General features: G+C 62.4%; 6 protein-coding genes. 1 reads left to right on the forward strand and 5 read right to left on the reverse strand.

What is annotated here, in order from left to right; translation table 11 throughout:
* Positions 1-194: transposase (locus tag J3476_RS26385; protein ID WP_207068764.1), on the reverse strand; the 194-nt coding region annotated here is incomplete at its 3' end.
* A 246-nt stretch (positions 195-440) separates the two neighbouring features.
* On the opposite strand from J3476_RS26385, the gene J3476_RS26390 reads away from it, so the two are divergent.
* Positions 441-1,187: a FadR/GntR family transcriptional regulator gene (locus J3476_RS26390; protein ID WP_286183812.1), complete on the forward strand. Its 747-nt coding sequence runs from the start codon at positions 441-443 to the stop codon at positions 1,185-1,187.
* Here the strand turns inward: J3476_RS26390 and J3476_RS26395 are convergent.
* The 4 genes from J3476_RS26395 to J3476_RS26410 all read right to left on the reverse strand — a co-directional run.
* A complete protein-coding gene (locus tag J3476_RS26395; RefSeq protein ID WP_207069242.1) occupies positions 1,173-2,033 on the reverse strand; it encodes an alpha/beta fold hydrolase in 861 nt (286 codons plus the stop codon). The two genes, J3476_RS26390 and J3476_RS26395, sit on opposite strands and share 15 nt — an antisense overlap.
* Positions 2,030-2,851, reverse strand: a complete 822-nt coding sequence (locus J3476_RS26400; protein ID WP_207069243.1) for a 3-methyl-2-oxobutanoate hydroxymethyltransferase — start codon at positions 2,849-2,851, stop codon at positions 2,030-2,032. Before J3476_RS26400 ends, J3476_RS26395 begins: the two co-directional genes overlap by 4 nt.
* A 10-nt stretch (positions 2,852-2,861) precedes the next feature.
* Positions 2,862-3,311 (reverse strand): 3-methyl-2-oxobutanoate hydroxymethyltransferase, encoded by a 450-nt coding sequence (locus J3476_RS26405; protein WP_286183813.1) that lies wholly within the window; start codon positions 3,309-3,311, stop codon positions 2,862-2,864.
* Positions 3,312-3,370: 59 nt separating this feature from the next.
* On the reverse strand, positions 3,371-4,729 hold a 1,359-nt coding region (locus J3476_RS26410; protein WP_307726968.1), incomplete at its 5' end, for a Rieske 2Fe-2S domain-containing protein.

Genomic DNA, 4,729 nt, shown 5'->3' on the forward strand with positions numbered 1-4,729 from the left:
TCCTTGAGCCGCTTGGCGTCATTGGCCTTCATGCCGCCGTACTGCGCCACCCAGCGATGCCAGGTCGATTCGGCGACCTCCAGATGACGGCACACCTCGGCCAGCTCCTGACCGGAGCCGAGCAGCTTGTTGCCCTCGGCGAGCTTGCGGATGATCTGATCCGGCGTATGCCGCCGCCGCTTGTTCGATGCCATGTCGTTGGTGATTCTTCCTGCCCGAACACTCGGGCAACAGAGTCGCACAACGACTGGACCACTACAGGGGGCTCACCTCACGTGGCCTGGGCATACCGACCGCAGCGCCGCTAGGTTACGACCTCGACAATAAGCTGGCGCCGTTAATACGAGCAGGCATCTACCTCTGAGACTTTACGCAACGCAGGTGCTCAAGGCGCGGACGGGGGCTCTACCGGCCGGGGCTCTTGGCCTTATCATTGGTCCATGGCTTCGTTCAAGAGTGCCTCGGCGACCCCACCGATGGCTGATCCGATGTTCAGCCGGGTCAACCCAGGCCGGGCCTCGGCGATGATTGTCGATCAGATTCGTGTGTTGATTCGGGAAGGTCAGCTGCGGCCGGGCGACCGCCTGCCGGCCGAACGTGAACTCGGTGACAAGTTCGGGGTGAGCCGGGTTACGGTGCGCGAAGCACTGCGCGGCCTCGAGGCGAACGGCATGGTGCGCATCAAGGTCGGCGCCCACGGCGGCGCGTTCGTGACGGCACCAACGAGCCAGCGTATCGGTGAAGGCATCGAGGATCTACTCAGCTTATCGGGCCTGACCGACAAAGATGTGACCGAAGCGCGGCAGGTCTTCGAGATCGGAATAATCCCACTCGTGTGCGAGCGTGCGACAGAACAGGACATCGACGAACTGACAGAGATCTGCGACCGGGGCGACGCGGCTTTGAAAGAAGGCTTCTATCCGATGGAACTGTCAGCGGAGTTCCATACACGCGTCGCCCAGGCCACCCATAACAAGGCAATCGCGATGCTGGCCGAATCCTTTCACGGACCCACCTTGCTCTCGATGCGCCACGTCCAGCAGTCACACCCGGAGATGGGTATCCGAGGCATCCGAGAGCACCGCCAGTTTGTGGCGGCGATCAAGAAGCGCGATGTCGACAAAGCGACGTCCTTGATGCGTACCCATATCGGCCGAACGGCAAAGTACGTCTCAAAGGGCAACTGACCCCAGAAAACGGATCACCCGCGCCGGCGCAGTTTCGGCGGTCTGCGCCGCGACCGGAACGTCCCAATACTCGTTGACGGGAAGGCACTCCTGTAGGTAACGCGCCGCCGAGGGCGCATGCGACGCATCTTCACCCGGCACGATGAGCGCGGGCACCTCCGATACCAGTAGGTCATCGGCTTCAGGGCCAGGCACGGTGTCACGGTCGAACAACAGAGCCGCCATCGCCGCGACAGTGATCTGGTACCGGGGGCTGTCGAGATCGCGGTATTGCGCGGCGAAATCAGGGTCGGAGCGCAACACGGTGACCCACGGGCCCAGTCTGGCGTCTGAGGAGAAGTTGCCGTCGGTCGTTGCCGCCAGGTCGGCAACACCGGCCAGCCCGTGCTCCGCGGCGTAGGCAAGGTGGGCGCGGAACCGTTCGAGCTGCTTTCGCCGGTACCGTACGCCGCCGGCCGGCGAATACAGCACCATCCCCCCAACCCGTCCGCGATGAGCGCTCGCCATGCACGCCGCGATCGAACACCCAATGCAGGCACCCATGATATGCACTCGGCCCAGCCGAAGATGGTCCAACAGGCCGACACCCTGTCTCACGTAATCAGCCCATGAGATGCGCTCGACGCGCCCGCCAGACTTGCCGGTCTCACGCTTGTCGAACGTGATGCATTGGAACTGCTCCTGCAACTGTGACAGCATCCGCGTTCGACGATAGAGGCCGTGCTTCTCCCACGCGTCCATGGAGGCGGCGAAGCCGCCGGGCGAGAACATCAGTAGCGGTGGGCCCGAACCTGCTACCGCGTAACGGGTTTCAATGCCATCGATCGTCGCTGAAGAAGTGCTCAACGTCGCAGACCTCCCTTGATCTGGCGAGCAGCCCGCACGTCATCTGCGTACGCCGTGATGGCGTCCAGCGCGATCTGGGCGACGTTGGCATAGGTATCCGGTGGGCTGTCGAGACCATCGGCGCTGTAACCAATAGCGGCCGTGGCCATCCGGATCCGGCCGTCCAGCCACGGGCCGCCACCGAATCCACCGAGCACCGGGATGGGTACCGCCTCGGCCACTGCCGCCCCAACGACGGGTCCCGAATTCGTGAAGTTCAGCAGCACTGCGCCCGCATCAGCGAGACGACGGGCCTCACAAACGATCTCATTGAGAAGTTCGTCTGAAACCGCATCCTCGGCGCTCGGTGTGGCGCTATACGTCACACCGTATCTGAGGGAAGTCTGCGGGGTGATACCGAACTGGGCGAACACGGGAATCCCTGCACGCGTCACCGCGGTCACGGCATCTAGATGATCGGATGCCCCGTCTAGTTTCACCATGTCGATGCCGGCTTCCTTGGCGAGACGAATTGCCGCCCGCACAGCACTTCTTCGCCCGTCCTGCAGCGGACCGAACGGGAAATCACAGGACAGCAAGGCGCGCCGGACACCGCGGCGCACTGCCTGACACACCACGATCATCTGATCCATGGTGATTTCAAGCGGATTCGGCTGACCCCACAGGTTGATTCCCACAGTGTCACCAACCGACACCAAGTCGACGCCGGCACGATCGACTATCCGTGCCATCTGGTAGTCCCACGCCACCACACCGACGATCTTCTGCTCACGCAGTTTCATGTCCTGCAGGTCAGCGAGTTTCACCTGAGTGCCCACGGCGGATCCTTCAAGCTCGCAGCGCTGTGAGCAGATCGGACACGTCTTCTTCGTGACCGCTGACGACGAGTACGCGCGCAAGAGGCCGCAGCACAGCAACGGTCTGACTCGCCGCCGCGCCTTCCCCGACGACGACGCCGGCGGTCATGATCGCGCGAACCGTGCTCGTCGCACCGATGATGCTTGCTGCAGCGGCATCCCCACCGGTGGTGGCAACCATGACGACCACATCGGCGTCGGCAAGCTCATCCGCAAGACTGGAGACGGCGCCGTCGGTGTCGAGCAACGAAACCCAACACTGCTCCCCCGCATTCCTTCTCGGTTCGGCTACCGACAGGAAGCGTGCACATCCCCACGGCTGAGATGAAAGCCGCTCGATGATCGCTCGTGCACCACCGTCGAGCGCAATGACGCGCACGCCCCTCCGCCCGGCGATCGGGCGGTTGATCCGGTAGCGCATCTCGGCGCCAGATGTCGCACGCGCGCAACTACTCCCGAGAATCGGCTGCAGTGGACTGGTCATACCGATGTCTGCCGCACGCCTTCGCGCACCCTGAGATCTTCTCGGCACGCCTCGCTGAACGATGCGCCACGCGGAAGGACGACGGCCGCAGACCGAACACGATGATGTTCAGGGTCAACACCTGGAGGAGTCGTACCCTTGTCGCGCAACGCCCCAGCCGCCCGCTTCAACTTTTGACGCGCTCTGATGATGCCACTGTCGGCAGACACCAACCGCTCCTTGGTCCGATCGACGATCGGCCCCATACTCTCCTGCAGCGACGAGTCTTGGATCGCGATACCCCGCACGCCTGAGTATGTGTCTCCACGCTTCTGCGCCGCACGATCCATCAGATAGTCGTTGTCCTTGTTCGCCTGCGGTCGGTACGTGCCAGGGATGTTGGCACTGTGCACCCCGTGCCCGTCCTTCATCGCCTCAACTTCCTGCGAAGTCAACGGTCTCACGGGGTGGTAGTCAAACGAGTACGCCCAACAGTTCTCATCGTCGATGGGGATCCAAAAGTGGCCGTGGACAGGATGATCCCCACGTGGCGGCACCATCGTGAAGCACGGCATCACCCACGGCGTGATGCGCCAGTAATAGTTGTCGGCGTCAGCGTTGCGCCGGGCACCAACGAACAAACCACCCTCGGAGTCCGCGACCTCGAAGAACGGCTTGAGGTCGGCCATGTTGTAGTCGTTAGCCTTGCTGCCTTTGAACAGCGGGTCCGACTTAAGGCCCCCGGAATGCAGGAACGACACATGACTGGAATCGATGCCACCTTCGAAGGCTTGCAGCCAATTGCATTCCTGCCATCGTTTGGACGTGAAGGTCTGATCGGCCGGCACAAGAGCAAATTCGAATTCCGGTAACGGCGGCTGCTTCGCGGGGTCTCCCATGTAAGTCCACAGCACGCCCCCGATCTTCATCAGCGGGTAGGACGTCAGTTTGACGTGCGCGCAGAAGGTGGACCCCACAGGTTCTGACGGCACCTCGACGGCTTGTCCCGTGACGTCGTACTTCCAACCATGGTAGGGACATCGCAGACCGCCCTCTTCGTTGCGGCCAAACCACAGTGAGGCGCCACGGTGCGCGCAGAACTCGTCGATCAGGCCGAAGTTGCCGTGACTGTCACGAAAAGCGATCATTCGCTCGTTCAGAAGCTTCACGCGTACCGGTGGGCAATCATCCTCCGGCAGCTCCTCGGCGAGCAAGGCTGGAATCCAGTACTGGCGGAACAACTCCCCCATCGGCGTTCCCGGCCCGGTTCTCGTCAAGAGTTCGTTGATCTCTGCGCGTAGCACCGTTAACTCAGCTAATCCTCTCCCACCATCAGGCGGTAACGCACATTTGCATTGATCCGCCCCGGCGTGTCG

It is taken from the genome of Mycobacterium sp. PO1 (assembly GCF_017312405.1).
Lineage (GTDB): Bacteria > Actinomycetota > Actinomycetes > Mycobacteriales > Mycobacteriaceae > Mycobacterium.

Excerpts from the sequence above, each read along its gene's own strand:
- J3476_RS26390 (WP_286183812.1), top strand. The coding sequence starts at position 441 with ATGGCTTCGTTCAAGAGTGCCTCGGCGACCCCACCGATGGCTGATCCG.
- J3476_RS26405 (WP_286183813.1), bottom strand. The coding sequence starts at position 3,311 with ATGCGCTACCGGATCAACCGCCCGATCGCCGGGCGGAGGGGCGTGCGC.